The 24,745-nt window shown below is 65.5% G+C and carries 30 protein-coding genes; 20 read left to right on the forward strand and 10 right to left on the reverse strand.

The window, feature by feature from the left end:
- The first annotated feature begins 40 nt into the window (after positions 1-40).
- A complete protein-coding gene (locus tag QY325_06330; protein ID WKZ67537.1) occupies positions 41-451 on the forward strand; it encodes an META domain-containing protein in 411 nt (136 codons plus the stop codon).
- 14 nt (positions 452-465) lie between these two features.
- On the opposite strand, the gene QY325_06335 is transcribed toward QY325_06330, so the two are convergent.
- Positions 466-1,236, reverse strand: coding sequence for a rhomboid family intramembrane serine protease (locus QY325_06335; protein WKZ67538.1), 771 nt, complete (start codon positions 1,234-1,236; stop codon positions 466-468).
- 77 nt (positions 1,237-1,313) lie between these two features.
- On the opposite strand from QY325_06335, the gene QY325_06340 reads away from it, so the two are divergent.
- The 3 genes from QY325_06340 (at position 1,314) to QY325_06350 (ending at position 3,712) form a co-directional block, all read left to right on the forward strand.
- A complete protein-coding gene (locus tag QY325_06340) occupies positions 1,314-1,757 on the forward strand; it encodes a hypothetical protein (protein ID WKZ67539.1) in 444 nt (147 codons plus the stop codon).
- A 51-nt stretch (positions 1,758-1,808) separates the two neighbouring features.
- Positions 1,809-3,113 carry an MFS transporter gene (locus QY325_06345; protein WKZ67540.1) on the forward strand — a complete coding sequence of 435 codons (1,305 nt, stop codon included), beginning with the start codon at positions 1,809-1,811 and terminating at the stop codon, positions 3,111-3,113.
- 65 nt (positions 3,114-3,178) lie between these two features.
- On the forward strand, positions 3,179-3,712 hold the full coding sequence (locus tag QY325_06350) for a hypothetical protein (GenBank protein ID WKZ67541.1): 534 nt from the start codon (positions 3,179-3,181) through the stop codon (positions 3,710-3,712).
- On the opposite strand, the gene QY325_06355 is transcribed toward QY325_06350, so the two are convergent.
- On the reverse strand, positions 3,709-4,449 hold the full coding sequence (locus QY325_06355) for a fibrobacter succinogenes major paralogous domain-containing protein (protein WKZ67542.1): 741 nt from the start codon (positions 4,447-4,449) through the stop codon (positions 3,709-3,711). The two genes, QY325_06350 and QY325_06355, sit on opposite strands and share 4 nt — an antisense overlap.
- Before the next feature lie 194 nt (positions 4,450-4,643).
- Here QY325_06355 and QY325_06360 point away from each other — a divergent pair, with 194 nt between their 5' ends.
- Positions 4,644-5,045, forward strand: a complete 402-nt coding sequence (locus QY325_06360) for a hypothetical protein (GenBank protein ID WKZ67543.1) — start codon at positions 4,644-4,646, stop codon at positions 5,043-5,045.
- A gap of 106 nt (positions 5,046-5,151) precedes the next feature.
- Positions 5,152-5,622 (forward strand): hypothetical protein, encoded by a 471-nt coding sequence (locus QY325_06365; protein WKZ67544.1) that lies wholly within the window; start codon positions 5,152-5,154, stop codon positions 5,620-5,622.
- Between the two features lie 67 nt (positions 5,623-5,689).
- On the opposite strand, the gene QY325_06370 is transcribed toward QY325_06365, so the two are convergent.
- Positions 5,690-7,189: a sigma 54-interacting transcriptional regulator gene (locus QY325_06370; GenBank protein WKZ67545.1), complete on the reverse strand. Its 1,500-nt coding sequence runs from the start codon at positions 7,187-7,189 to the stop codon at positions 5,690-5,692.
- 44 nt (positions 7,190-7,233) lie between these two features.
- Positions 7,234-8,322 (reverse strand): VWA domain-containing protein, encoded by a 1,089-nt coding sequence (locus QY325_06375; GenBank protein ID WKZ67546.1) that lies wholly within the window; start codon positions 8,320-8,322, stop codon positions 7,234-7,236.
- Positions 8,323-8,462: 140 nt separating this feature from the next.
- On the opposite strand from QY325_06375, the gene QY325_06380 reads away from it, so the two are divergent.
- From QY325_06380 to QY325_06445, 14 genes are all read left to right on the forward strand, one after another.
- Complete coding sequence (locus QY325_06380) at positions 8,463-8,648, forward strand: hypothetical protein (protein WKZ67547.1); 186 nt, start codon at positions 8,463-8,465, stop codon at positions 8,646-8,648.
- The gene (locus tag QY325_06385) at positions 8,645-9,274 is read left to right on the forward strand and encodes a hypothetical protein (GenBank protein WKZ67548.1); all 630 of its coding nucleotides are present in this window, start codon (positions 8,645-8,647) and stop codon (positions 9,272-9,274) included. The genes QY325_06380 and QY325_06385 overlap by 4 nt, the downstream gene beginning before the upstream one ends.
- Positions 9,275-9,319: 45 nt before the next feature.
- Positions 9,320-9,592 (forward strand): hypothetical protein, encoded by a 273-nt coding sequence (locus tag QY325_06390; GenBank protein WKZ67549.1) that lies wholly within the window; start codon positions 9,320-9,322, stop codon positions 9,590-9,592.
- Positions 9,593-9,653: 61 nt separating this feature from the next.
- Positions 9,654-9,995 carry a hypothetical protein gene (locus QY325_06395; protein WKZ67550.1) on the forward strand — a complete coding sequence of 114 codons (342 nt, stop codon included), beginning with the start codon at positions 9,654-9,656 and terminating at the stop codon, positions 9,993-9,995.
- Positions 9,992-12,205 (forward strand): S9 family peptidase, encoded by a 2,214-nt coding sequence (locus tag QY325_06400; protein WKZ67551.1) that lies wholly within the window; start codon positions 9,992-9,994, stop codon positions 12,203-12,205. Before QY325_06395 ends, QY325_06400 begins: the two co-directional genes overlap by 4 nt.
- A 202-nt stretch (positions 12,206-12,407) precedes the next feature.
- Positions 12,408-13,916 carry an oligopeptide:H+ symporter gene (locus QY325_06405; protein ID WKZ67552.1) on the forward strand — a complete coding sequence of 503 codons (1,509 nt, stop codon included), beginning with the start codon at positions 12,408-12,410 and terminating at the stop codon, positions 13,914-13,916.
- A 21-nt stretch (positions 13,917-13,937) separates the two neighbouring features.
- Positions 13,938-15,425 (forward strand): peptide MFS transporter, encoded by a 1,488-nt coding sequence (locus QY325_06410; protein WKZ67553.1) that lies wholly within the window; start codon positions 13,938-13,940, stop codon positions 15,423-15,425.
- A 45-nt stretch (positions 15,426-15,470) separates the two neighbouring features.
- Positions 15,471-16,070 carry a thioredoxin family protein gene (locus QY325_06415; protein ID WKZ67554.1) on the forward strand — a complete coding sequence of 200 codons (600 nt, stop codon included), beginning with the start codon at positions 15,471-15,473 and terminating at the stop codon, positions 16,068-16,070.
- Between the two features lie 189 nt (positions 16,071-16,259).
- Positions 16,260-17,549, forward strand: a complete 1,290-nt coding sequence (locus tag QY325_06420) for a citrate synthase (protein WKZ67555.1) — start codon at positions 16,260-16,262, stop codon at positions 17,547-17,549.
- 187 nt (positions 17,550-17,736) lie between these two features.
- The gene (locus tag QY325_06425; GenBank protein ID WKZ67556.1) at positions 17,737-18,594 is read left to right on the forward strand and encodes a universal stress protein; all 858 of its coding nucleotides are present in this window, start codon (positions 17,737-17,739) and stop codon (positions 18,592-18,594) included.
- A 49-nt stretch (positions 18,595-18,643) separates the two neighbouring features.
- Positions 18,644-19,045, forward strand: a complete 402-nt coding sequence (locus tag QY325_06430) for a hypothetical protein (protein ID WKZ67557.1) — start codon at positions 18,644-18,646, stop codon at positions 19,043-19,045.
- A gap of 124 nt (positions 19,046-19,169) precedes the next feature.
- Positions 19,170-19,388 (forward strand): hypothetical protein, encoded by a 219-nt coding sequence (locus tag QY325_06435; GenBank protein WKZ67558.1) that lies wholly within the window; start codon positions 19,170-19,172, stop codon positions 19,386-19,388.
- A gap of 14 nt (positions 19,389-19,402) precedes the next feature.
- Positions 19,403-20,227: a universal stress protein gene (locus tag QY325_06440; GenBank protein WKZ67559.1), complete on the forward strand. Its 825-nt coding sequence runs from the start codon at positions 19,403-19,405 to the stop codon at positions 20,225-20,227.
- A complete protein-coding gene (locus QY325_06445; protein WKZ67560.1) occupies positions 20,227-21,345 on the forward strand; it encodes a site-2 protease family protein in 1,119 nt (372 codons plus the stop codon). The genes QY325_06440 and QY325_06445 overlap by 1 nt, the downstream gene beginning before the upstream one ends.
- Positions 21,346-21,349: 4 nt before the next feature.
- On the opposite strand, the gene QY325_06450 is transcribed toward QY325_06445, so the two are convergent.
- From QY325_06450 to QY325_06475, 6 genes are read right to left on the reverse strand one after another with little or no spacing between them, the layout of a single operon-like run.
- Positions 21,350-22,291: a DUF5777 family beta-barrel protein gene (locus tag QY325_06450; protein WKZ67561.1), complete on the reverse strand. Its 942-nt coding sequence runs from the start codon at positions 22,289-22,291 to the stop codon at positions 21,350-21,352.
- A gap of 11 nt (positions 22,292-22,302) precedes the next feature.
- On the reverse strand, positions 22,303-22,848 hold the full coding sequence (locus QY325_06455; protein WKZ67562.1) for a YceI family protein: 546 nt from the start codon (positions 22,846-22,848) through the stop codon (positions 22,303-22,305).
- 46 nt (positions 22,849-22,894) lie between these two features.
- Entirely contained in the window at positions 22,895-23,335 is a 441-nt protein-coding gene (locus QY325_06460; GenBank protein ID WKZ67563.1) for a hypothetical protein, read from the reverse strand.
- A gap of 5 nt (positions 23,336-23,340) precedes the next feature.
- A complete protein-coding gene (locus QY325_06465; GenBank protein ID WKZ67564.1) occupies positions 23,341-23,700 on the reverse strand; it encodes a hypothetical protein in 360 nt (119 codons plus the stop codon).
- A gap of 9 nt (positions 23,701-23,709) precedes the next feature.
- Positions 23,710-24,432 (reverse strand): hypothetical protein, encoded by a 723-nt coding sequence (locus QY325_06470; GenBank protein WKZ67565.1) that lies wholly within the window; start codon positions 24,430-24,432, stop codon positions 23,710-23,712.
- Between the two features lie 34 nt (positions 24,433-24,466).
- Positions 24,467-24,661 carry a hypothetical protein gene (locus QY325_06475; GenBank protein ID WKZ67566.1) on the reverse strand — a complete coding sequence of 65 codons (195 nt, stop codon included), beginning with the start codon at positions 24,659-24,661 and terminating at the stop codon, positions 24,467-24,469.
- Between the last annotated feature and the right edge of the window lie 84 nt (positions 24,662-24,745).

Here is a 24,745-nt window from a genome sequence, read left to right on the forward strand (position 1 = left end):
CGGCCCGGAGTTTGATTACTTCGCGGCAACCACCACCGCCATGAGAACCTTCGCCCTGGCCCTTGCCGCCTTCACCGTGCTCAGCGCCAACTCCTGCAAGCAGAAAGCGCCCGACGCGGCCCAGCTGCTCGAGAAGAAGTGGGTGTTCCAGACCCTCAACGGCCTGCGGCTCGAACTGCCCGAGGGCGCCGAAACGCCCTGGCTGAAGCTCACCGGCGACCGCCTGCAGGGCTTCGGCGGCTGCAACGCCCTCATGGCCGGCTACACCTTGGCCGGCGACAAACTCAGTTTCTCCGACATCGGCAGCACCAAGAAGTACTGCGAGGGCATACAGCCCACCGAGAACGCCGTGAAGGACGTGCTGAAGCAGACCGACAGCTTCCGCTTCGACGATGGCGCCGTGCGGCTGATGGCGGCCGGCAAGGAGCTGGCCACACTCCGCGGCGAATAGGTACCGGCCGGCGCTCAGTCCGTGTGGCCGCGCAGGGGGTCCCAGGTGGTGCTCACGTTGTTACCTGAGCGGGCCTGCTCGGCCAGCTTGCGCTTCCACGCCAGCTCGCGCTCGTCCACCGCATCGCCCGTATCGTCCTCCAAGTAGGGCGGCGGCTCCTCCTCGTCCTCCTCGTCGAGGAAGGCCGGTCGCGGGTCGCTCACCGCGGGCGGCACACGGCGGTGGAAGAAGGCCAGCACCACGCCCACCGCAGCGCCCCAGAAGTGGCTCTCCCAGCTCATGCCGTGCACGATGGGGAAGATGCCCCAGATGAGGCTGCCGTAGAAGAAGACCACCAGCAGCGAGAGCGCCATCAGCGTGCGCTGGCCGCGCAGCAGCCCGCTCACGAAGAGGAAGGCCGCCATGCCGTAGATGACGCCACTGGCCCCCACATGGTAGCTGCCGCGGCCCGTGAGCCACACGCCCAGCCCGCCCAGCAGCCAGGTGAGCAGCACCACGCGGCCCGCGATGCGCGGGTAGAAGTAGAGCAGGCACCAGCCGAGCAGGAAGACCGCCGTCACGTTGTTGAAGAGGTGCTCCCAATCGCCGTGCAGCCATGGCGCGGTGAGGATGCCCCACAGCCCGTAGGCCGTGCGCGGGTAAAGGCCATAGCGCGCCAGGTCGAGCTCCAGCACGAAGTCGAGCAGGCTGATGGAAACCAGCACCACCACGCCCACGGCGGGCAGGATGGCGGCCGTGAGCGCCCGGCTACGGGTGCGGGGCTTCACCGGGTGCGGCGGCTGCATGCCGCGAAGGTGGCACGAATCGTTCCCCGCAGCGCCGGCGGCCAGATCGGCAGGATCCTTGCCCATTACCTTGCGCCATGCGCCGCATCGCCCGCCTCCTCTTCCCCCTCGCCCTGGTGGCCATCGTGGCCGGCGCCGCCCGGGTGGCCCCCGCACCCGCCGCACCGCAGGAACTCACCCCGCCCAGCGAGCTGGCCCTGCTCATGCGCGCCATGGCCGCCCACGCCGACAGCGTGAAGGCCGGGCTGGCGCGCGGCGACAAGAAGCTGCCGCCCCCGCCCGCGGGCATCAAGGCGCTGCTCACCGCCACCCCCACCAAGGACATGCACATCGACCCCATCACCTTCCCCACCTTCGGCAAGGACTACCAGGCCAAGGTGCAGGCGCTTTACAAGGCGGCGCGGAAGGACCGGCCTGCGGCCTATAACGCGCTGGTGCAGAGCTGTGCAAACTGCCACAGCACGCACTGCCCCGGCCCGATGATGCGCATCCGCAAGATGTACGTGAAGCTGGGCGACTGAGGCCGCCGCCCCTGCGCCGCGCACATGCGCGAAACGCCCATCTTCGCAGGCATGCCCGCCCGCACCTTCGACCGCCGCACGCTGCTGCTGGTCACTGTGGCCGCCCTGGGCTACTTCGTCGACATCTACGACCTCGTGCTCTTCAACGTGGTGAAGCGCGAGAGCCTCGAGTTCATCCTGGGCCCCGGCCACCCCGCCATCAAGGACCGCGGCATCGACCTCTTCAACATCCAGATGCTGGGCATGCTGGTGGGCGGCGTGCTCTGGGGCGTGTGGGGCGACAAGAAGGGGCGCATCACCGTGCTCTTCGGCAGCATCCTCCTCTACTCCGCGGCCAACATCGCCAACGCCTTCACCTTCGACCTGGTGAGCTACGGCGCGGTGCGCTTCATCGCCGGCGTGGGCCTGGCCGGCGAACTGGGCGCGGGCATCACCCTCATCGCCGAGACCATGCCGCGCGAGCAGCGCGGCTGGGGCACCATGATCGTGGTCACCGTGGGCGCGCTGGGCGCCGTGGCCGCCAGCCTGGTGGGCGGCTATGGCGAGGGCATCAGCGCCTTCATCGCCTCCTTCACCGGCCACCGCTTGATGAACTGGCAGGTGGCCTACGTGGTGGGCGGCACCATGGGCCTGGCGCTGCTGGTGATGCGCATGGGCACCTTCGAGAGCGGCCTCTACCGCAGCGCTGAGCGGGCCGCCGTAGCACGCGGCAGCCTGCGCATGCTCTTCGGCGATCGCACCCGCGCCCTGCGCTACCTGAAGACCATCCTCATCGGCGTGCCCATCTGGTACGTGATCGGCCTGCTGGTGAGCCTGAGCCAGGACGTGTTCGTGCCCGAGCTGGGCATCGACACCAGCGCGCTCGATGAGGCCGGCAATCAGCGCATCAACGGCACCGCCATCCGCTACGCCTATATCGGCCTGAGTCTCGGCGACCTGCTGAGCGGGCTGCTGAGCCAATGGCAGCGCAGCCGCCGCAAGGTGATCATGCTCTACCTGGGCCTCAACCTCGCGCTCACGCTCTTCTTCCTCTTCGGCCTGCGCGGCGCCACCATCGCCACTTACAACTGGATGTGCCTGGGCCTGGGCATGGCCACGGGCTACTGGGTCATCTTCGCCACCGTGGCCAGCGAGCAGTTCGGCACCAACCTGCGCGGCACCGTGGCCATCACCGCGCCCAACTTCGTGCGCGCCAGCGTCTACCCCCTCACCACCCTCTTCCGCGCCCTGGTGCCCCCCGTGGGCAACCTCACCGCCGCCCTGCTGGTGGGCCTGCTCTGCATCGCCGGCGCCTTCTGGGCGGTGCGCCGCAGCAGCGAGACCTTCAGCAAGGACCTGGATTTCGTGGAGGAGTGAGCGGGCGCCGGTGCCCCATGAAGCAGAGGTAGGGGGGCGCCACCCGACCGGGAACAGCGCCACTGATGGCCGCTGCCCGCGCCGGGCGTAATGCGGAGGCCGCTGCACGCGTGTCGATCGCCGCTGCGCAGGTGTCAACCGCCGATGCGCGCGTGTCGATCGGCGCTGCGCAGGTGTCAAAGGGCGCTGCGCGGGTGTCGATCGCCGTTGCACAGGTGTCAAAGGGCGCTGCGCGCGTGTCGATCGCCGCTGCGCGGGTGTCAACCGCCGCTGCGCGCGTGTCGATCGCCGCTGCGCGGGTGTCAACCGCCGCTGCGCGGGTGTCGATCGCCGTTGCGCAGGTGTCAAAGGGCGCTGCGCGGGTGTCGATCGGCGCTGCGCAGGTGTCAACCGCCGCTGCGCGGGTGTCGATCGCCGTTGCGCAGGTGTCAAAGGGCGCTGCGCGGGTGTCGATCGCCGCTGCGCAGGTGTCAAAGGGCGCTGCGCGGGTGTCGATCGCCGTTGCGCAAGTGTCAAGGACGCTGAAAGGGTTGGCGCATTGCAGAATGGCTGCAGCAGGCCCCGGCACAGCCAGAGGTCGGTTCAGAGATGGCTTCTAATCCCTCACGCAGCGCACGCAGCGGCCGGTCCTGAAATCATCCACCGTGCGCGAGATGGCTCCGTACTGGTAGTTCAGGAACCGGTAATAGGCGCCTGCTGTCGGGTTCGGCTCCCAGGGCGTGGCGCTCCACCAGCTGCCCATGTAGCCCATTGCCATGAAGGCCCCGTCCTCATCCTCGCGGACGCCCGTGGCATAGGCGGCAAAGCAGACCTCGTCGGTGGCCCCGGTGTTGGGCGCTAGCCAGAGGGTGGCGGCCTTCAATTTGCCGCCTACGTTCTGTGCACCGCCGCGCGAGGCATTGAAAAGGTCCACCTCACTGGCAGGCATGCCCAGGGTGGTCTCCAGCTGCTTCCATTCCGCATCGGTAGGCAGGTGCCAGCCCGCGGGGCAGAGGTCGGGTGCGGCGGCGGCGTACCAGTTGTAGAGCTTGCCGTACAGGGTATCGTTGGCGGGATCATTGAGGTAGTTGCACCAGGCACCCGTGGCGAGGGCGCTCCACGCCGCGCTGTCCGTCACGTTCGGGACAGGGCTTCCATCGCGGTAGCGCGTGGTGCGGAGGTTCGCGGCCATCCATTGCTGGCTGCCGATGGTGACCACGGGGTACACGTTGCCATCGATGTCGGTGACGGTGCCGGTGGCCTGGCAGCCGGTGGGCGTGCTGGAGCCATTGCCGCCGCCCGCAGCCGGTGTCTCCTCGTTGTCCTTCTTGCATGCGATGAGGAGCAAGAGGCTCAAGGCTCCGAGTAAGGCCGGTGCGGATGTCATGTGACGCATCATGCTTGATCAGGTTTCGGTTGCCGGTGGCCGCATTCAAGGATGGCCCTCCGGGGTTCAATCTATCCAAAACACCGGAGCTGAAGGCCGGAGCGAGAGCACCGCGTCCCCTTCCCCAGCCTAGCTTCGCCGCCGCTTTCATGAACCGCAGCCCCATGCCGCACCAACCGTCGCCTGCGCGGGCCCGCAGGCCGACCCTCGCTGGTGTGCTGCGGGTTGGGCTCCTGCTGGCGGCCGCGCTGCTGTTGGCGGCGGTGCCCCGTGGCGGCAGCGTTCGCTCAGCGGGGCACCCCGGCCACGAGGCTCAGGGCGGCATGGCCTTCGACCAAGGGGCCCTGCTGTTCACTACGGCGCCTGCCGCCGAACGCTGGACCTCACCCAGCGGTGGGGCGCCGCCCGGCACAGCCAAGACCCAGGCCCCCGACGCGCTCGGGCTGGCCCTGGCCGCCGAGCGCCAAGTGCGCACCGCAGCGGTGCGCATAGCCGGGACGCAGCGCATGGCGCTGGTGGCCCTGCGGCGGTGCCGCAGCCTCTTCCCCTTCCACTTCTTCTGGTAGCCGCTGCGGCACGTGGCGGCGCGGCCGTGCTGCGCCACGCACCACCGGGTTGCGCCAGGGCGCGGCCCCAGGCTATTCATGTACCCACAATAAACAGAAGAAGACCATGGAATTCGATGCAACGAGCATTGCGGTGGCAGCGGCGATCCTGCTGCCCTTCGCGATCATGTTCGCCGTGGACCGGCGCAATCGCGCAAAGCAGCGCGGGCAGCTGCTCAACGATCTGAAAGCGGCGGCCCTCACCAAAGGCCACACCCTGCACCGGCACGAGACGCTCGGCGACCTGGTGCTGGGCCTCGACGAGGAGAAGGGCGTGCTCTACTTCAACGACCCGCTCGGCCATGCCGCGCCGCAGCGGGTAGAGCTGGAGCGCGTGCGCAGCTGCGAGGCGCACATCGGCATGCACGGCAAAGGCGCCGACGCCACCATCGAGCGCGTGGAACTGCGCTTCGCCCCGGCCGAGGGCGGCAGCGGCGCAAGCCTGCTGCTCTACCGCGCCGGCGGCCAGCGCCTGCCGAATGACGAGGCCCCCCTGGCAGAGCGCTGGGCGCGCATCGTGAACCAGCGGCTGAAATAGGCCGGACGTAAAAGTGGAAGCGCCCCGTGGAAGCTTCCACGGGGCGCTCGTGCTTCAGCAGGACCGTTCACGCCTCCTCCTCGTCGTCGCTGTTGCTCATCAGCGCGCCCAGCACATCGCCGAAACGATGGCCTTGCGTGAGCTTGCTGCGCCCGATGCGGCTGTGCTCCGCCAGGCCGTGCAGCATGAACTCCATCCAGAGCGGCACCTCATCGGCCTGCAGGTAGCTGTGCTTGGCGGTCACTTTCTCGCGCAGGCCCGGCACCGAGCCGAGCGCCTTCAGGTGCTGCTTGTCGGGCGCGTCGGCCAACAGGTCCAGCTGGTCGTTGTCGAACCAGTCGAGCAGCGCGGAGTAATCGTCGCGGCCCTGCGGCTTCTTGCTGGCCTGCTCGGCGGCACGACGGGCCTTCACCGCATCGGGGAAGAGTTCCTTGAACACGTTGCGCATGGCGGTGGCGATGAGGATGCGCGCCACGCTGTCGGCGCCCTCCTGCTCGCCCTCGTACACCAGCTCGATCTTGCCGTTGATGGCGGGCACCACGGCCCAGAGGTCGGCGATGCGGGCCACGGTGCGCTCCTCGCCGTTTCGCAGCGCACGGCGCTCGGCGGCGCCGATGAGGCTCTCCAGCGCGCTGATGGTGAGGCGCGCGCTCACCCCGCTCTTCGGGTCGATGTACTCGCTGGCGCGCGCCTCCAGGGCGATGCGCTCCACCAGCACGCGCAGCAGGTCGGGCACGCGCACGCGGGTGGCCTGCTCCGGGGTGATGCGCGCCTCCTGCGCAGTGATGCGCATGCCCAGATCGATGCTCGTGGGGTAATGCGTGAGGATCTGGCTCTGGATGCGGTCCTTCAGCGGGGTGATGATGGCGCCTCGATTGGTGTAGTCCTCCGGGTTGGCGGTGAAGACGAACTGGATGTCGAGCGGCAGGCGGAGCTTGAAGCCGCGGATCTGCACATCGCCCTCTTGCAGGATGTTGAAGAGCGCCACCTGGATGCGCGGCTGCAGGTCGGGCAGCTCGTTGATCACGAAGATGCCGCGGTGGCTGCGGGGCACCAGCCCGAAGTGGATCACGCGCTCATCGCTGTAATCGAGCTTGAGGTTGGCGGCCTTGATGGGGTCGCTGTCGCCGATGAGGTCGGCCACGGTGACATCGGGCGTGGCCAGCTTCTCCGTGTAGCGCTGGTCGCGGTGCAGCCAGCTGATGGGCGTGGCATCGCCCTGCTGCGCGATGAGGTCCTTGGCGTAGCGCGAGATCGGCGCCAACGGATCATCGTTCAGCTCGCTGCCCGCCACCACGGGGATCCATTCATCCAGGAGCTGCACGAGCGAGCGGGCCATGCGCGTCTTGGCTTGTCCGCGCAAGCCGAGCAGGTTGATGCTGTGCCCGGCGAGGATGGCGCGCTCCAGCGCCGGGATCACGGTCTCGTCGTAGCCGTGGATGCCAGCGAAGAGCGGCTCGCCGCCGCGGATGCGGGCGATGAGGTTGGCGCGGAGCTCGGCCTTCACGGAGCGCGGCGTGTAGCCGCTCTTCTTCAGTTCGCCGAGGGTGGTGGGGAGCTTGTTCATGGGGCAAGGGAGGGCGCATCACAACGCGCCCGCAGGCTGAACATTCAAGAGGCTTTCCGGTTGGAGGCGTGATCGCGGAACACCATGTCCGCAAGGCCCTGCAGGCCGGTGTAGAAGGCGCGGCCCTGGTTGGCCTCGGTGAAGCGCTCGATGAAGCGCTGCAGGTAGGGATCGCGCGCGATCATGAAGGTGGTGATGGGAATCTGCGCCTTGCGCGCCCGCACGGCGGCATCGAGGCAGCGCGCCACGATGAAGTCGTCGAGCCCGAAGCTGTTCATATAGTACTCGCCGTCGCGCTTGATGCAGCTGGGCTTGCCGTCGGTGATCATCACGATGCGGCGGTTGCGCACCTTCCTGCGGCGTAGCAGGTCCATGGCCAGCTCCAGGCCGGCCACGGTATTGGTGTGGAAGGGCCCCACCTGCAGGTAAGGCAGGTCCTTCAGGCTCACCTGCCACGCATCGTTGCCGAAGACCACGATATCGAGCGTGTCCTTCGGGTAGCGGCGCTTGATCAGCTCGGCCAGCGCCATGGCCACCTTCTTGGCGGGCGTGATGCGGTCCTCGCCGTAGAGGATCATGCTGTGGCTGATGTCGATCATGAGCACGGTGGCACAGGCGCTCTGGTGCTCGGTCTGGATCACCTCCAGGTCGTCCTCGCTCAGGCGCAGGTCGTCGATGCCGCGCTGCTGGGCGTTGCGGATGCTGTCGCTCATGGCCACCTGCTCGATGCGGTCGCCGAAGCGGTAGGCGCGTCGGTCGCTGGTGGGCTCATCGCCGGGACCGGCCTTGCGCAGGCCGTGGCTGCCGCGCTCGCTCTTCTTCAATTTGCCGAAGACCTGGTCCAGCGCGCGCTCGCGGATCAGCTTCTCGGCCTTGCCGGTGAGCGGCGTCTTGCCGCCTTTGGCGGGGCGGCCGATCATGCCATGCTTCCGCAGGTCATCCTCGAACTCCTTGCGGCCGTAATCCTTCGTGTAGAATCCGTGCTCCTTGTCCAGCTCGTCCATCCAGTCCAGCGCCTCCTCCACATCGCCGCTGGTGTGGGTGAGCAGCTCCAGGAAGAGCGGCAGCAGCTGCTCGAACGGCGTGCGGTCGTCGCGCGGGGGCACGTACTTGGAGAAACGGTGGCCGAGCATGCAGCGAAGTAACAGCGGGAAGGGGCCGGGGTTCGCCTCTGGAGGAAAAGGCAGCGCCCAAGCCCGAAGCCCTCCTTTGGTGTTTCGGCCCCCTCATTCGTTTCTTGCTGTCCCTGATCCGAGATTTCCTGCCCTGACCCATGCCCCTCTCCCGCATCGAGATCCGCCGCCGCGCCACCGCCTTCGCGAAAGAGTGGGGCGATGCCGCCGACGAGCACGCCGAGGCCAAGAGCTTCTGGGACGGGTTCCTCCAGGTCTTCGAAGTGCTCAATAGGGACCGCTTTGCCTTGTTGGCGGGGAAAACCCAACAGAGGAATCAGGAATGAGTGCAGCAACAAATACTTCGTCCAAGGCCGACCCTGACCTGCGCGGCACGGACCGCTGGCTCTTTGGGTTCGGAATTGGGTTCCTCAGCTTGTCGGTTGGTGCTCTCTTACTTCTGGGTTTCGTCTTCATCAGCGATTACGGCTCAGATTTCTTGACATTCGATGGCGTGCTTGCTGCCGCTGGTGCTGTCCTAGGCTCAGTGGCGACAACATTCGCCGCAATAGGCAGCGCACTTCTCTTTATCGTCTCCTTGCGTGTACAAGCGCGCGAGTTACAGAACTCAATTTTTGAAATGAGAAACTCAGTCGCTGCGCAAAGACAGACGGCTGATAATCACAAGCAAGCCTTGACCATTGCACAACAGGAACTACTAGTGGCAAAGCAGGAGAAGGAGTTTAATGTGATCTCCACTGTCATTGGCGAAGTGAATGTTCATGTTGCCAGTATCACGGTGCAGACCAATACCGTCGGGAGCAACCATTCGGGCTTCGAGGCTATTTCCACTAGCATAGAACAATGGACAAAAGCTTTGGACGAAAAGAATTTTAGTCATGGGAGAGAAGGCGCAACGCGAATCTTGCTGAGTGGAGAAAACCCAGACTCAGTGCTGGTAAACTACCGATAGATTCACGACCTTTTGATCAAAGCTACATGGCTACAGAATGAGGTGATGACCAAACTCTTGGATAAGGGAGATAGAGCCTACCTTAAATCACGCATCAATCCAATCGTAGATTATTTGGCCAATGCTATGGAGGGAGTTTTCGAACTAGAGCAGGATTTAGCCAACCTTCTGAAATCCGCTGAGCGCGAGAACTCCCTTCTCGACATTATCAATGGATTGAATGCTTGTGCGGTGCACATAAACGCGCTCGCAGAAATGGCAAGGGGACTTCGACCGGATTCAATGGTTGTGAGTCAGCAGCTCCCTCCCTATGAGTAAAGTACTCGTTAGTCGCCCCCTGTCCCTCAGCCCCCAGCGGTTCACTAAACGCACCGCCCGCATGGGCTTCCTCGCCATCAAACAAGAACACGCGGAGATCGAGCCATTCATGAGCGCCTGCGGCTCCACATGGGATGACCTCGTGCGGGCCGGACTCCTGAGGTCGAAGCGGGCGCGCTCCACCGCCGAGTTGCCCGACCATGAGCCCACACGAAAAGGGCGCTCCCTCTTCCACCGGGAAAAGGACTACGACATCCTCATGGTGAAGAAGGGCATGGGCCTGGCCATCGTGGATGCGGTGCGGGCGGCACGCCCTGTGCCCAATCGTTCGCTCCGTGCCGCACCGCCGTCCCCTTTCACCACCCGCCCCGCTACCTTGCCTGCCCCTCAACTCCGACCATGAACGCACGCACCCTCCTGATCACGGCCGCCATCGGCCTCGCAAGCGCCACGGCCACCGCCCAGCAAGCCCTCACCAACCGCGACATCTGGGCCAGCCCGCTCTTCAGCGCCGAGATGGTGGGCGGCCTGGCCAGCATGAAGGACGGCCTGCACTACACCGTGCTCGAGGAGGAAGGCGGACAGCCGGCCATCAACCAGTACGCCTACCGCACCGGCGCCAAGGTGGCCACGCTGGTGAAAGCCGATGAGCTGGTGCCGGCGGGCGGCAAGGAGCCCATCGCCATCGAGGGCTACAGCTTCAGCGGTGATGAGCGGAAGCTGATGATCGAGACCGAGGGCGAGCCGATCTACCGCTACAGCTCCTTCGCCTACAACTACGTGTTCGACCGCGCCAGCAAGAAGCTGGTGCCCCTGAGCGATGTGAGCAAGCCGAAGCAGCGCCTGGCCACCTTCAGCCCCGATGGCAGCAAGGCCGCCTTCGTGCGCGACAACAACCTCTTCGTGGTGGACCTGGCCACGATGAAGGAAGAGCAGATCACCACCGACGGCGAATGGAACAAGGTGCTCAACGGCGCCACCGACTGGGTGTACGAGGAGGAATTCACCCTGGTGCAGGGCTACGCCTGGAGCCCCGATGGCAGCAAGCTCCTGTACCTGCGCAGCGACGAGAGCGGCGTGAAGGAGTTCGACATGACCTACTACAAGGGCCAGCTCTACCCCAGCGAGTACCGCTTCAAGTATCCCAAGGCAGGCGAGGACAACAGCAAGGTCTCCCTGCACCTGCGCGACCTCAGCGGCGGCCTCACCTACAGCATACCGCTCGGCACGGAGGAGACCGACATCTACGTACCGCGCCTCGGCTTCACCCCCAAGGGCGAGCCCTGGTTCATGCGCATGAACCGCCTGCAGAACGAGAAGGTCATCCTCACCGTGAAGCTGCCGCCGCCCGGCACCAAGGCGCGCCCGGTGCCCACCGAGGTGTACAAGGAGACCAGCAAGACCTACATCGAGGTCACCGACGACCTGCACTTCCTGGCCGATGGCAGCGGCTTCATCCTCACCAGCGAGAAGGATGGCTGGAACCACATCCACCGCGTGAGCCTGAAGGACGGCAGCCAGCAGCAGCTCACGCGCGGCGCCTGGGACGTGATCGGCGTGAAGGGCATCGACGAGAAGGGCCAGCGCGTGGTGTTCACCGCCGCGAAGAGCGCGCCCGAGAACCAGGACGTGCTGGCCGCGCCGCTCAGCGGCAAAGGCGTGATCGCGCTCTCCCCCACCGGCGGCGTGAACGATGCGGAGTTCAGCACGGGCTTCCGCTTTTTCATCAACACCCGCAGCACCTTGAACACCCCGCCGGTGATCACCCTGCACGAGGGCAACGGCAAGCAGGTGAAGGTGCTGAAGGACAATGCCAAGCTGGCCAAGACCTGTGCGGAGTACGGCTTGGCGCAGCGCGAGTTCTTCTCCTTCACCACCGAAGAGGGCGTGGAGCTGCGCGGCTGGATGATGAAGCCGAAGGGATTCCAGAGCCGCGAGCGCTACCCGGTGCTGCTCACGCAGTACAGCGGTCCCAACAGCAACCAGGTGGTGGACCAATGGGGCGGGCGCGCCTCCATGTGGCACAGCCTGCTCGCGCAGCAGGGCTACATCGTGGTGAGCGTGGATCCGCGCGGCACCGGCCATCGCGGGCGCGACTTCCGCCACATCACCTACGGCCAGCTGGGCAAGTACGAGACCATCGACCACATGGCCGCCGCCAAGTGGCTGGGCCAGCAGCCCTGGGTGGACAAGGACCGCATCGGCATCTGGGGCTGGAGCTACGGCGGCTACATGAGCAGCCTGTGCATCACCAAGGGCGCCGACCTCTTCAAGGCCGCCATCGCCGTGGCGCCCGTGACCAACTGGCGCTACTACGACAGCATCTACACCGAGCGCTACATGGGCCTGCCCAAGGACAACGCCAGGGGCTACGACGACAACAGCCCGGTGTTCCACGCCGCCAAGCTGAAGGGCAATTACCTGCTGATCCACGGCCTGGCCGATGACAACGTGCACTACCAGAACGCCGCCGAGATGACCAACGCGCTGATCAAGGCCAACAAGCCCTTCGATCAATTCATGTACCCCGACCGCAACCACGGCATCTACGGCGGCACCACACGGCTGCATCTCTACGAGATGATGACCGCCTGGCTGCTGCGCAACCTGTAGTCAGCGCCCCAGGCCCTTGTTCAATCGGCCGCCTGAGCCCATGGACCGCTGAGCGCACAGGCCCCTGCGCCCTTCGGCATCCTTGGATATGCGTCCCCACGGGACGCTGAGCACTTGACCACGCCCCCTCCCCCTTGCCCGCCGGGCCACCGTGATTCAGCCCCTTTTCTACCTTGGCGCACCTCACTTCCAACCCCATCCGATGAGCTCGAGCATCGACACCATGACCATCCCTGTCGGCGAACCGCCCACCCACGGCCATCCCAAGGGGCTGTACTGGCTCTTCATGGCCGAGATGTGGGAGCGCTTCTGCTACTACGGCATGCGCGCCCTGCTGCTGCTCTACCTGGTGAAGAGCCTGGCCATGGGCGACAACATGGGCTTCGCGGTGTACGGCGCCTACACCGCGCTGGTGTATGTGATGCCGGTGATCGGCGGCCGCATCGCCGACAGCATCCTGGGCTCGCGCCTGGCGGTGCTGCTGGGCGGGGTGCTCATGGCCATCGGTGAGTTCATCATCGTGGGCGGCACCGAGATGCTCCTCTTCTGGGGCATGGCCGTGATCATCGTCGGCAACGGCCTGTTCAAGCCCAACATCAGCACCATGGTGGGCCGCCTCTACCCCGACGGCGACAAGCGCAAGGACAGCGGATTCACCATCTTCTACATCGGCATCAACCTGGGCGCGCTGCTGGCCACCACGGTATGCGCCGAAGTGGGCAACATCTACGGTGCCCGTGCCGGCTTCGCGCTGGCCGGCATCGGCATGCTGGCGGGCATCCTCATCTTCCAGCTCGGCAGCCGGCACTACGGCCACGTGAGCGCCCCGCCCTCCCCGGAGACGCTGCACAAGCCCAAGTACGGTCCGCTGAGCCCCTTCACCGCGGTGATCCTGGGCTGCCTGGCGCTCATCCCTGTCCTCTACTTCCTGCTGCGCAACACCGACATCGCGGGCTATGTGCTGCTGGCCGTGGCCGTGCTGGTCATCGGAAGCCTCATCATGCGGGGCATCAAGGACGGCAAGCAGCAGCTCGACAAGATGTTCGGCTTCATCATCCTCATGTTCTTCAACGTGGTGTTCTGGGCCTGCTTCGAGCAGGCGGGCAGCAGCCTCACCCTCTTCGCCGACCGCAACGTGGACCGCCATGTGTTCGGCTGGGAGATGGGGGCCGCGACCACGCAGTTCTTCAACCCGGCCTTCATCCTGCTCTTCGGCTCGGTGTTCTCCATCATGTGGGTGAAGCTGAAGACCGCCGGCAAGGACCCGAGCATCCCCATGAAGTTCGGGCTCGGCATCACCCAGCTGGGGCTCGGCTACCTGGTGGTGCTGCTGGCCGCGCCGCTGGCGATCGAGTACCAGGTGCCCCTGTGGACACTGGCGCTCCTCTACATGCTGCACACCACGGGCGAGCTCTTCCTCAGCCCCATCGGCCTGAGCATGGTGACCAAGCTGGTGCCCAAGGACATGACCGGCACCGCCATGGGCGCCTGGTTCCTGAGCATCGCCGGAGCCAACTATGCAGCCGGCATGCTGGCCAAGCTCACCGGCGCCGAGCACGGCAGCGGCGAAGGCGAAGCCGTGGACACCGCGGCCAGCCTGGCCACCTACGTGGATGTATACAGCACCATGGGCTATGTCACCGTGGGCATCGGCCTGTTCCTGGTGGTGATGAGCCCCTTGGTGAACCGCCTCTTCCACGGCATCCGCTAAGGCGCAGGGCGCATCGCACGCATGGCAGCCGCCGCTCCCTCCCTGGCCGAGATCCGGGGCTTCAAGGGCCAGTACCCGCGACAGCTCTGGAGCCTGTTCTTCACCGAGATGTGGGAGCGCTTCTGCTTCTACGGCATGCGGGGCATGCTCACCGTCTTCATGGTGAGCAACCTCGGCCTCGACGACCCAACGGCCAACCTCCAGTACGGCGCCATCCAGGCCTTCGTATACGCCTTCACCTTCATCGGCGGGGTGTTCGCCGACCGGATCCTCGGCTTCCAGAAGTCGCTCTTCTGGGGCGCCCTGCTGATGATCGCCGGCGGGCTCATCGTGGCCGTCTCGCCCAAGGAGCACTTCTACATCGGCACCTGCTTCTCCATCATCGGCACGGGCTTCTTCAAGCCCAACATCAGCACCATGGTGGGCCAGCTCTACCACGCTGACGACAGCCGGCGCGACGCGGGTTTCAGCCTGTTCTATGCCGGCATCAACGTGGGGGCCCTGCTCGGGGGCGCCATCATGGTGAGCGTGGGCAAGTACTACAGCTGGCGCCTGGCCTTCGCCTTGGTGGGCGTGGTGATGTCCATCAGCCTGGTGAACTTCCTGCTCACCCGGCGCAGCCTGGGCCCCATCGGCCTGAGCCCGCTGCACGCCGACATGCCGCGGAACCGGCGCCGCTTCTATGAGGTCGCCACCTACATCGGCTCCCTGCTCGTGATCCCCCTGGTGCTGCTGCTGGTCACCAACACGCGCTACACGGACCTGTTCATGTACATCATCGGGCCCGCCACCCTGGCCTACCTGGCCTGGGAGATGCGTCGGTTCACCGCCCAGGAGAACAAGCGCCTGCTCGCCGCCCTGGTCTTCATCCTCTTCTCCATCCTGTTCTGGGCCTTCTTCGAGCAGAGCGGCGGGTCGCTCAGCCTCTTCGCGCTCAACAACCTGCGGCATTCGCTGCTGGGCCTGCCGATGGACCCCAACGTGGTGAACAATGGCGTGAACTCGCTCTTCGTGATCCTGTTCGCCGCGCCCATCGGCATCCTGTGGGTGTGGCTGAGCAAGCGGCGCATGGAGCCGAACAGCGTGGTGAAGTTCGGGATGGGCTTCCTGCTGCTGGCCCTGGCCTTCTTCGTCTTCCACGCCACCATCTACCTGGCCAGCCCGGACGGCCTCACTTCGCTCGACCTCTTCACCCTTGGCTACTTCGTCATCACCTTCGGGGAGCTGTGCCTATCGCCGATCGGCCTGTCGCTGATGACCAAGCTTGCGCCTCAGCCCGTGCAGGGGCTGATGATGGGGATGTGGTTCCTGGCGAGCGCCTATGGCCAATACGTGGCCGGTCTGCTCGGCGCGGGCATGAGCCTGGCCGACGAGACCGCCACCAACATCGAGAAGCTGCAGTCCTATACCGACGGCTACCAGCAGCTGGCCCTGTATGCGCTCGTAGCGGGGCTGGCCCTGCTGGCCATCTCTCCCTTCGTGCGCCGCCTGATGCGCGGCGTCCACTGACCCGAACCCGGCACGATGCTTGAAAGCCCCCGTCATCCATTGACCATGCGCAACGCCCTCCGCCCCGCCCGCGTGCTGCTCCTGGCAGCCCTGCTCGCCCCCCTTCACATGGCCGCCCAGACGGGCAGGACCGCCGCAGCGGCCGCACCTGCCAAGGGCATCCGCTGGCTGAGCATGGAGGATGCCCAGGCCCAGGCCAAGAAGGCCCCCAAGCCGCTCTTCGTGGACGTCTACACCAGCTGGTGCGGGCCGTGCAAGATGCTCGATGCCAGGACCTTCGCTGACCCCAAGCTGGCCGAGTACGTGAACAAGCACTTCTATCCCGTGAAGTTCAACGCGGAGAGCGGCGAACCCGTGACCTTCAAGGGCCAGAAGTTCACCAACCCGGACTTCAACCCCGGCATGGTGGGCGGCCGCAACGGCACCCACCAATTGACCATGGCCATCGCCAATGTGCAGGGCCGCATCGCCTATCCCACCGTGGTCTACCTGGACAGCGACCTGAATGTGCTGGCACCGGTACAGGGCTACATGACGCCGGAGCAGATCGAGCCGATCCTGGTCTACTTCGGCGAAGGGCACTACAAGAACCAGGAGTACCAGGCTTTCCTCAACGGCTTCAAGAGCCGCTGGACCGCGCCGTAGGGCCTGAAGCCGTCGCGCGGAAAGCCCCCGTGATGGGGCTTTCCCGTTGTCGCCCACCTTGCCGGAAGCCGGGATCGGCATGGCCTTGAGCGGGCCCGCACGTATCCTGATGAACCTTCGCCCGGCGACGTTGTTCGCATGCTACTTTAGCGGCCATTCATTCCACATCCACCTTTTCAACGAGCGGCGATGAGCGAGAAAGCGCAGATCATCCTCAACGGCAAGACCTATGAATTCCCGGTGATCCAGGGGAGCGAAGGCGAGAAAGCCATCGATATCAGCAAGCTGCGCGACGAAACGGGCTACATCACCCTCGATTTCGGCTACAAGAACACGGGTGCCACCACCAGCGCCATCACCTTCCTCGATGGCGAGGAGGGCATCCTGCACTACCGGGGCTATCCCATCGAGCAGCTCGCCGAGAAGGCCAGCTTCATCGAGGTGGCGTACCTGCTGCTGTTCGGCGACCTGCCGAACCGGAAGCAGCTGGACGAGTTCGAGGGGAACATCCGGTACCACTCGCTGGTGCATGAGGACATGAAGCATTTCTTCGAGTTCTTCCCGAGCAATGCCCATCCGATGGGCATCCTCTCGGCGATGGTGAACTCGCTGAGCACCTTCTACCCCAAGAGCCAGGACCCGCACCGCCCGCAGCATGAGGTGCTGCGCACGGTGTACCGCCTCATCGCCAAGATGCCGACGCTGGCGGCCATCAGCTACAAGAACAACCTGGGCCACCCCTACATGTACCCCAACAACAAGCTGGGCTACGTGGAGAACTTCCTGTACATGATGTTCGCCCTGCCCACCGAGGAGTACAAGGTGGACCCGGTGGTGGCCAGCGCGCTCAATACGCTGCTCATCCTGCATGCGGACCATGAGCAGAACTGCAGCACAAGCACGGTGAGGATCGTAGGCAGCAGCCAGAGCAACCTCTACAGCGCGGTGAGCGCCGGCATCGCCGCCCTCTGGGGCCCCCTTCACGGCGGCGCCAACCAGGAGGTGATCGAGATGCTGGAGACCATCCGCAACGACGGCGGCGACATCCAGAAATGGGTGAACAAGGCCAAGGACAAGAACGACCCCTTCCGCCTCTTCGGCTTCGGCCACCGGGTGTACAAGAACTTCGACCCGCGCGCCCGCATCATCAAGAAGGCCTGCGACGATGTGCTGGCCAAGCTCGGCGTGAACGACCCCGTGCTGGAGATCGCCAAGCAGCTGGAGGAGATCGCACTGAGGGACGACTACTTCATCAGCCGCAAGCTCTACCCCAACGTGGATTTCTACAGCGGCATCATCTACCGCGCCATCGGCATCCCCACCCGCATGTTCACCGTGATGTTCGCGCTCGGCCGCCTGCCGGGGTGGATCGCGCAGTGGAAGGAGATGGTGGAGAACAAGGAGCCGATTGGCCGGCCGCGGCAGATCTACACCGGCGCCACCAAGCGCGATTACGTGGCGCTGAAGGACCGCAAATAAGGAGGACGTGGACGACCCTGGACGGCCGCCCGCGGGCGGCCGTTCTTCTTTCCGGCAGCGCGTCTGGTGCAGCTTCTTCCTGACGGATATCAGCCCGGAAACAGGATATCCGTCAGCCCGCCTTGAGCTTCGTCAGGCTTCCTTCGGGGCGGAGCCGAAGGCCTTGGTTCGTTGAACCCTGAATCCCATGAAGAAGATCCTGGTACCCACCGATTTCAGCGCACCCGCACAAGGAGCAGTTGAGCTTGCCATGCGCCTTGCAAAGGAGCATGGCGCCGCAGTGCATCTCCTCCACGCCGTGGATGTGCCGAGCACCTGGCAGGACGCCCAATTCAGCACTGCTGTGCTGGCCACCAAGCCGACCAAGACGCAGCATGAGCTCTACCCCGAGGCGCGCGAACGGGTGGGCGCGGCCCGTCAGCGGCTTGAAGATGCGACCAACAACATGGCCAAGCGCGGCATCAAGGCTACGTACACCTTGGTACCCAACGCGGCCTGGAAAGAAGTGGTGGATGCCACCGGCAAGCTTGGCGCCGATCTGGTGATCATGGGCACCCATGGAGCCGGGGCCCTCAAGGAGGCCTTCCTCGGCAGCCACGCCCAGCGCGTCATCCGCGTGAGCAGCGTGCCCGTGCTGACGATCCGGACGAAGGCCGGGCCGCGCATGGAGCGCGTGCTGCTGGTCGCCGACCCCGGCGAGAAAGGCATTGAGCGGCACCTGTCGAAGCTCATGGCCCTGGTGGCCGGACCGCGCACCCGCTTCCACCTGCTCTGGGTGAACACCCCGAACCGGTTCCAGGATAGTGCGGCATCGATGGACCAGCTGGACCAGCTTGCGCGAAAGCTCCCGAAGACCGTGGGCCTCCATACCACGGACCACTACACCGCTGCAGAAGGTGCCATCGATTTCGCCTTGAGGGGCCGTATGGACCTCATCGCCCTGGTCACCCACGGACGCACCGGGGCCAATGCCTTCCTGAATCCCAGCGTAGCCGAGACCATCGCGAACCTCAGTCCGTTGCCGACCCTTACCTTGAAAGCCTGATGCGATCTTCGCAACCGGCCATCCTCCCGAACCCCAAACATCCATATCCATGACGACCGCCACCCAGACCGCCAAGCACGCCAACTTCGCCGACCTCCACTTCGACCACATGGAGTGGATCAATGCCCTCAAGTTCTACAAGGACGAGGTCGGCATCTTCGAGCACCGCCTGGAGGATATCGTGCGCCGCAACAACAAGACCGAGGTGCTTGCGGAGCTGGAGCACTTCCAGAACCAGTTCATCCGCGAGAAGGAGGTCATCGACGTGCTCCGCCACGACATCAAGGAGCATGAGAACTTCCTCGAGAAGGAGAGCAAGGAGAACCCGGTGGCCATCGACCATCGCCACTATCACGACCATGCCGGCCTGCGCGACCGGTTCCAGACCTTCGAGAAGCTCTACCGCGAGCTGAAGGGCGAGTTCCACCAGTGGCTCGCCAAGCGGATGTGAGACGACCGGCCAATGCGCAGCGGGGCGGAGGGGAAGCCCGGCCGCTCCGCTGTCCGCACCCCTGCGCGCACAGCGAAGCGGCTGCCGCAGAGGCTATACATTCGCCGCACCAAACCCTAGCACCATGAAGAAGATCATCGGCCTGGCCCTGTGGATCCTCGCGTTCATCATCCCCTTCCGGTACGCCATCCTTGAAACGGATTCCGTGGTGCTGGAAAGCGGCCGCGCGGACAACACCACGGGCCTGATCAGCTTCCTGGTGATGATGGCCCTTCTCTTCATCGGCTATGCGCTGGTTGATTCCTCCAGCACGAAGGCCGGTGCGCACAGCGACGGCCACTAGTCCAACCCCACCGCATGGCCCGCATCCTCATCCCAACCGATTTCAGCAGCAACGCCCTGAGCGCGGCCGTTTACGCCATCCGCCTGCATGGCGTGGAGGGCAACCGCTTCGTGCTGCTCAACACCTACATGATGCCGCATGGCGCCGCAAGCACCATGTGGAACATGGATGACCTGCTGGCCCGCGAGGCCCTGGCCGGCGTGAAGGCCTTCGCCGAGGTGGTGCGGAAGGCGGTGCCGGAACCCGGCCTGGAGCTCGATGCCGTGGCGGAGCACGGCGACCTGCCCAATGTCATCGACCGGTACCGGACCGATGCCGAAAGGCCGGCCATGGTGGTGATGGGCACTCAGGGTGCCAGCGGGCTGCAGGAAGTGCTCTTCGGCAGCAACACCGCGAGCGTCATCAAGCAGGGCGCCTTCCCCGTGCTCGCCGTTCCGGCCAAGGCCGTCTACCGAGCGCCCAAGCGCATCCTCCTCGCCGATGATGGCGGGCCGGTGGACCGCGAAACACTCGCTCCGGCGATCGAACTGGCCCGTTGGAACCACGGCGAGATCCGCGTGGTGCGCGTCATCACCGAGCGCAAACCCGCCGAATCGACCTCGTCCGGCACGCCATACGATGCGCTCTTCGGGGCCATCCCGCACAGCCTCCAGTACATCAGCGGCGAGAACGTTGAGTCGGCCCTCAACGACCTTGCCGAGCAGGGCGATGCGGACCTGCTGGTGGTGCTGCACCGCAAGCGCGGCATCTTCCAAGGCCTGTTCCACAGGAGCACGGCGGCCGCCTTGGCCATGCACACGCACCTGCCGCTGCTGGTGCTGCAGCAAGCCGACCGCTGATGGCCGGTGCCCTCGCGCGCGGCGCGCTGCCGCTCTTCGCGTTCAAGGGCATCCAGGTGAGGCTGCATTGGTCCTTCATCGCGCTTCCCCTCTACATCGTCGTCTCCGGCCTGGCGGACGACCTCGGCTGGCCGGCCATCGGCCTGCGGCTCGGCATGGTCGGCATCGTCTTCGTGTGCGTGGTGCTCCATGAATTCGGGCATGCCCTCACCGCCCGGCGGTTCGGTGTGGGCACGCGCGACATCACCCTGCTGCCCATTGGCGGCGTCGCCTCCCTGGAGCGCATGCCCGAGGAGCCGCGGCAGGAATTCTGGATCACCGTGGCAGGGCCAGCGGTGAACCTCGCCATCGCCGTGATCGCCTTCATCATCATGGCGGCCATGGGCCTGGTGACGCTGTTCTCTGACCTGCTGCTGGGCGCCACGCTGTACACCAACGCCCTCTTCTTCCTGGTGGGCGCCAACCTCTGGCTCTTCCTCTTCAACCTCATCCCGGCATTCCCCATGGACGGGGGCCGTATCCTGCGCTCCCTGCTGGCGATGCGGATGCCCCGCGAGCGTGCCACCCGCATCGCTGCGGCCATCGGGCGCGGAGCGGCCGTAATCGGCGTCGGCTACGGCCTCCTCAGCGGGCAGCCCTTCCTGGCGCTCATCGGCTTGTTCATCTTCCTGGCCGCCGGGGCCGAGGCGCGCAATGTGGCCCAGCGCGAGCAGCTCCGCGGCATCGCGGTCCGCCAGGTGATGCGCACCCGCTTCTGGACCTTGGGCGCAAGCGCCAGTGTGCGCGAGGCGCTGGACCAGCTGCTCAGCGGCGGCGACGGGGCCTTGGTGGTGACCGGCCTTGATGGCCTGCCCATCGGCGTGCTCGGCCGGCAGGACCTCTTCCGGGCCGTGGAATCCGGGTCGGAGCATGTCCGCCTGGCCGACCTGCCCCCGCACATGGCCGCCGCAATCGCGCCGGATGACGATGCCCACGAGTCCACCCAGCGCATGGTGGCCGCCGGCCTGCCCTTGCTCCCGGTGGTGGAGCACGGTGCGCTGATCGGCGTGCTGGAGCTGGAGAACCTGGAAGAGTACCTGCTCCTGCGCCGTGCGCAGGCCACGGCCGGCAGCCGCTAGCCGATCAAGGCTTCTTCTTCGGCTCGTGCACGGTGAATACGCGCGAGATGTTGAAGCCGAACTGGAACCCGCCGCCCTTCGTGGCCGGCTGGAATGCATTGGCCCAATCCCCGGTGGTCTCCGTGATGAAGGCCCGCTCGAACATGCCCGAGCTGTTGGTGAAATGCAGCTGGAACACGTGGCCGCCGGTCTCGATGTCGAAGCCGATGGAGAGTGAGTTGCGGAAGGCATCGGGGACCTGATCGCGCAGCACGTGGAAGTATTCCGCGTTGAAGGCCAGCCGCTTGGTGAGCTTCACCCGGCCGGCACCGCTGATGTGGAAGACATCGTTGGGGTCCTCCACCGTGGCCACCAGGTTGCGGTGCACCACGCCGGGGTTGAGCTGGAAGGAGACGCTTTCACTGAACTTGCGCCCGATGATGAGCGTCCAGGCATAGGAAAGCCGGTGCGAGAAATAGTCGGTCCGGTCAGGGGAGTACCAGGGCACATCGGTAGCGCTCATGGTGGTCATGGAGGCCGCCCCCACCACGGCCAGCGTAAGCGGCGTGCTACAGCCCGCATCGCACTGCCGCAGCAGCTTGTACTTCACGAACCCGTCCACCGTCTTCTGGTAGCTGCTGCGACCGATGCCCACCATGAGGCGGTCCGTGACGCCGTAGTCGAGGCCCAGGCGCACCGTCGCGCCATCGAGGCCATAGAATTGGGCGGCGCCGCCGTTCGCGGGGCCGAAGCGGTGGCCGATGCGGAAATCGAGCACCCCATGCGCCGTGTTCTCCAGGCTGTGCCCGTTGATCACACGGGTGGTCTTGAACGCGGCATTCGTGTACTCAGGGCCTGTCTCCTCCTCGCCGAGCAGGCCGATGAGGTCGTCCTGCGCCGCGAGCGGCGGGGCGATGAGGGCTGCGCCCAGCAACGGCGCAAGGAAGAGGTGGCGCAGGGGCTTCATGCGGGACTCCATCACATGCGCGTGTAATCCATGCGCACCTTCACATCGATCGACTCGGCGATGTTCTTGCGCACGGCGCCGGGGATCTTGATGTCATGGTCCGCGGGCTTCACCTGGAAGGCGCTTTCGGCCCGCACGGCGCCCTTCCCGTCAGCCGTGACGGTGCCGGTGGCCTTCATGGGCTTCTCCACGCCATGGATGGTGATGGTGCCCTCCACGGTCACCGGGTAGGAACCGGCTTGCTTGAGCTGCTCGGCCGTCACCCCTGCGATGCGGCCCTTGAAGGTAGCCTTCGGATAGGTATTGCTCTCCATGTAGTTCTCATTGAAGTGCTCCTGCATCAGCGCCTTCTCGAAGGCGAAGGCCTTGATCACCGCCACGAACTCCACGGCTCCGGTGGTCGCGTCCCATACGCTGGTCACCTTGTCGTTATCGGCATGGATATCCTCCATGGGCGTGGAGGAGTGGAAATCGATGTGGCCGGTGCGGGTCATGTAGCGCTCTTGCGCCGCAGCGGTCAAGGGCAGCAGGGCTGCGAGGAGGAGTGCGTTCTTCATGGCTGTTCTGTTGTTCGTTGGTGTGCGGGAGGCGGGGAGGCAAGGATCATTCCACGGCGGCGCAGCGCTGCAGGAGGACATCGCCCGGTATCATGCCGTCGCCGGTATAGCCCTGGCAGATGCCCTTCACGAAGACCTTGTCGCCGACCTTCCAGCCGGCAGGCAGGCTGCCCGGCTCGAATTCGCAGACGATGCCGGCCATGGGGTCGCCGGTATCGAGGATGACGCTCATCCGCGTGCCGTCCCCCTCATCGATGGTCCGGATGACGCCCTTCACCTTGATGGCCTGCGCCGTGGAGCCCACGTACTTGGCCGTGGCGGCCGGCTCGTCGGCAAGGAAATCCGCCAGCAGCTGCGGCGCATCCACCGTGTGCGCCTCGGCCATGCCGGCCGCGCCCTCGGGCTTGCGGCTGTACTCCTTCCACGCGTATGCGCCGCCAAGGACGGCTGCCACAGCGACTGCGGCGATGATGGTTCGGGCTTTCATGCGGTTCAATTGTTCGGTGCGCCGGCATTGAGCCAGGCCTCCACCTTGCTGCGGTCGCAGCTGGGCAGCCCGAGCGGGGCCGGCATGAAGAAGGGCACGCCTTGGATGATGACCCCGCGCAGCTGGCCATTGTCCGCAGCAGCCTTCACCAAGGCATAGGTGGTGAGGTCGGGGGACTGCGCCCCGGTGACGTGGCAGCCCGGGATGGCGCACGAGGATTGGATCAGGGGCTGAATGGTGCCGCTCCAGGTAACGGCGGACGTGTCGCAGAAGGAGCCCGGATAGAGCTCCTGCTCATTATCATAGTAGCAGCCGGGCACCAGGAGCAGAAGGGCTGGAACGAGGAGCAGGAAGGCCTTGCGCATGGATGCCGGTCAGTTATTGGGGGCGCCTTGGCCGATCCAGAGCTGAATCTGACGGATGCGGCAGGCGCTCAATTGGGGACCCGAGGGCGGCATGGGGGCATACGGATCGCCGAGATGCCGCACGGAGCCCTCGAGCCGCCCGTCCATCGCAATGGTGTTCATGGTGCTCCATTGGGTGAGGTCGAGCCCCCCCGATGGGCTGCCGCCGCTATGGCAGGTTCGGCAGCGCGCCTGCACAAGGGGCACGATGGTTCCGCTGTAGGTGACGTTCAGGGTATCGCACACCGCGGTTTCGCAGCTGTTGTTCTGGGCGCCCTGCTGGATCCACTGCTGGATGATCGCGATCTGCTCCGCGGTGAGCGGCGGGAAGGGCGGACGGGGCATGATCTTGTCCGGGTCGTCATCGGTGATCGCCTCCATCAGGTCACCGTCCTGCACGATGCCGCTGGCCATGAGGGTCTGGTAGCTGGTGATCTGGATGTCGTCGTTGTCGTCGTTGGGCGTGTGATGGCAATTGAGCCCTGCCCCCGGATTGGTGCAGCTGCTGGTGAGGATGGGCAGTACCTGCTGCTGAAAGTAGATGGTATTGGGGTCGCACCCCGGCTCCTCCTCCCCTCCGCCTCCGTTGTTCCCGTTCTGAAACAGCGGACCCTGGATCGGCTCGTGCTTGCAGGACGACAGGGCGAGCGCTGCGCCGAAGGCGAGCGATACCGGATGCAGGATGCGTTTCATGTGTTGCATGCAATCAAGGACTGATCAAAAGTACCTACCCCGCCTTGCCCGCTGCACGCGAATCCGATGGACCGGGAAATGCGGGCGACCAACCGGACGCGCCATCAAGTGTCCCTGAAGCCTCCATGAGCAGGCTCAGGAGTTCCACCGCGTTGAGGCGGTTCGCATAGCCGTCCGCCTGATTCATGCGCAGGATGAGGCCGATGCGCTCATCCGGCGCGGCGGCCATCAGCCGGGCCCAGTCGGCTGCGTGAATCCGCCTTGGCAGCGAGGGCTGGCTTATCCTCTTACTGTGCATGGCATCGCTTATGGT

The organism is Flavobacteriales bacterium (assembly GCA_030584065.1).
Lineage (GTDB): Bacteria > Bacteroidota > Bacteroidia > Flavobacteriales_F > PHOS-HE28 > PHOS-HE28.